Raw genomic sequence first — 2,392 nt, 5'->3', positions numbered from 1 at the left:
GGTGTTGTCACGTTAACTAGAACTGGACGTATTCAGGCAGGCCCAATTGCCTAACGGATCAAGTGGCAACGCCCGCCGCGACTTTCCACTCCGCCATGGCGTTGACGCGGTGAAGGTGGGTCGCGCGGGCAGAGCGGCGCGAGCGGGGTGGAACGAACAGGTTGCGGACGGCAGAGAAGACACTGACGAACCGCTGCAGGCACCTGGGTGATCGAAAGCCTTGCCTCGCCCGTTCTCGCCGGCGGAACGGGAGATGCGAATTCTCCGCCCGATTGTTGAGCCCCTTATGGGATCGGTGTTCGACTTCTGGCATGATCTGACGCCGGGCGGCCGAGTAGGAGCCGAGCTTGTCAGTGATCATGCGCCGGGGCGGACCGCCCTGCTTCTTCAACAGACGCTTCAGCAAGCGCTTGGCCGCCTTGGTGTCGCGGCGCGTCTGCACGATCTCGTCGAGCACATAACCGTCCTGATCAACCGCCCGCCACAACCAGTGCTTCTGGCCCGAGATCGTGACCACGACCTCATCCAAATGCCAGATGTCGCGGGGGCTTGGTGGCTTGCGCCTGAGACGGCGCGCGAAGGCCGGCCCAAACTTGAGAGCCCAGCGACGCACCGTCTCATAGGAGACGAGAATGCCGCGCTCGAGCAGCATCTCCTCCACCAGCCGCAGGCTCAGCGGGAACCGGAAGTACAACCAAACCGCATGGGCGATGATCTCAGGCGGAAAGCGATGGCGTTTGTAGCTGACAGGCTTGCTCATGCTGGCCCGTCTACACGGTGGCGGTCAAACTCGAGTTAATGTGACAACACCGTTGCCGATTATCAGAAAAAGGCCGCAAACCGGTTCGACCTGACGCCATCGAGGGAGGCCGTTGCGGAGCTTTCAACTGCTTTGGAGGCATTCTACTCGCGTGTCCAGGCTGGTAGTATCGACCCAAAGTTGGCCAACAGAGTTATCCAAGACCTTGCGCGTATCCTCGTGCCAATTAACTTCACGCGCGTAAACCGCTTCCGCCATGACCCCGCGCTGACTATCCCGCCGCTGCCGTCGATTGCGGTCGCGGCCGAACTCGGCAATCATGGCGAGGCGACACTTGGCTTTGCCAAAACACAGCTCGTTCGCGGGCAGAACCGGCTGATCTCAGCGCTGCGGGAGGCCCGCCGCCAAATCGACCTTGTTGCAGGCTGACACCCGCAGTTTGGGAGAACAAGGTTGCGCTCTTAGTGAGAAAAATTCCGTTGCGGCGAGGATGGAATGCAAAACCATCCCCGCCGCGCGGACCATTTAACGAAAGACACTCTAACGCTCAATGTCTGCTTCATGCATTAAAGGCGCGACAATGTCAGACCTACAACAAGACCTGCTCGCGAGCATCTCAGCGGACGAGATGTGGAAACATCTTGAGCAACTCTGCCAATGAGACCGTAACACGGGTAGTGAGGGCGAGTTCGCCGCGGTTGACCTAAGACGCTGGTGAGCAATTATCTTTCTGTTCGCGTGAGGCGGCGCAGCAGGATGCGGCTCATGGCGAGGTAGAGCAGCATCTCGCCGGTTTCGACCAGGCGTTCGTAGTCCTTGGCCAGCCGCCGGTTGGTGGTCAACCAGGCGATGGTTCGCTCAACGAGCCATCGGCGTGCGAGCACGTGAAAGCCACTCGGCCGTGTTGGTGGCTCCGCGTCGGCGCGCATCCAGACGCCGCCACTCCACCAGTGTTGCGGAATGGACAGCTTCCATCCGAGCGCTCTGCACAGCCAATCCTTCAACCCTCAATAAGCCGTGTCCGCCCACATGAGCTCGATAGCCGGGAAGAGATGCTCTAAACCCTCCAACAGGAGCTCGGCGCCCGCGCGGTCATGGAGGTCGGCCGGATGCACCTTGTTCTTCAGCAGCGTTCCTTGCGTATCAACGAGCAAGTGACGCTTGCGGCCCTTGATCTTTTTGCCACCATCGTACCCACGTGATCCACCCATCTCAGTGGTTTTGACCGACTGGCTGTCGATGATCGCCGCTGTCGGCTGAGGAGCCCGGCCAATCATGCGGCGATAACTCTCGCGCAGCACTCGCGTGACCTGCTCCCACGTCCCGTTCTCGCGCCACTGGGCATAGTGATAGAACACGGCGTAGCGCGGAGGGTATTCGTGCGGTAGCAGCCGCCACTGGGCGCCGGTGCGCAGCAGATAGAAGATGGCGTCGATGATGCGTCGGAGCGGATAAGTCTGCCGTCGCCCGGCGGGATGGCTGCGGGTTATCAGCGGCTCCAGCAGCGTCCATTCCGCATCAGTGAGATCGCTGGCGCAGGAACGGACATCCATGGCACGGGCTCCTCAAACGTGAAACAGCCCGCATCCGCCTCCGCGGCCCAGCTCCAAACCTATTCTGAATCAACCACTT

At 60.7% G+C, this 2,392-nt stretch carries 2 protein-coding genes and 1 pseudogene; 1 reads left to right on the top strand and 2 read right to left on the bottom strand.

The features are described 5' to 3' along the window. Positions 1–58: 58 nt before the first annotated feature. The gene (locus DDF70_RS36010) at positions 59–760 is read right to left on the bottom strand and encodes an IS6 family transposase (protein WP_114948864.1); all 702 of its coding nucleotides are present in this window, start codon (positions 758–760) and stop codon (positions 59–61) included. A 180-nt stretch (positions 761–940) separates the two neighbouring features. On the opposite strand from DDF70_RS36010, the gene DDF70_RS36005 reads away from it, so the two are divergent. Further along, positions 941–1,189 (top strand): hypothetical protein, encoded by a 249-nt coding sequence (locus DDF70_RS36005; protein ID WP_162820916.1) that lies wholly within the window; start codon positions 941–943, stop codon positions 1,187–1,189. Positions 1,190–1,482: 293 nt separating this feature from the next. Here the strand turns inward: DDF70_RS36005 and DDF70_RS36000 are convergent. After that, positions 1,483–2,313: pseudogene (locus DDF70_RS36000) on the bottom strand (IS5 family transposase). Between the last annotated feature and the right edge of the window lie 79 nt (positions 2,314–2,392).

The sequence above is a fragment of the Microvirga calopogonii genome, assembly GCF_003347665.1.
GTDB lineage: Bacteria > Pseudomonadota > Alphaproteobacteria > Rhizobiales > Beijerinckiaceae > Microvirga > Microvirga calopogonii.
Note: the sequence above shows the minus strand (reverse complement) of the source record. Positions and strands in the feature narration are given on the sequence as shown.

Excerpts from the sequence above, each read along its gene's own strand:
- DDF70_RS36010 (WP_114948864.1), bottom strand. The coding sequence starts at position 760 with ATGAGCAAGCCTGTCAGCTACAAACGCCATCGCTTTCCGCCTGAGATC.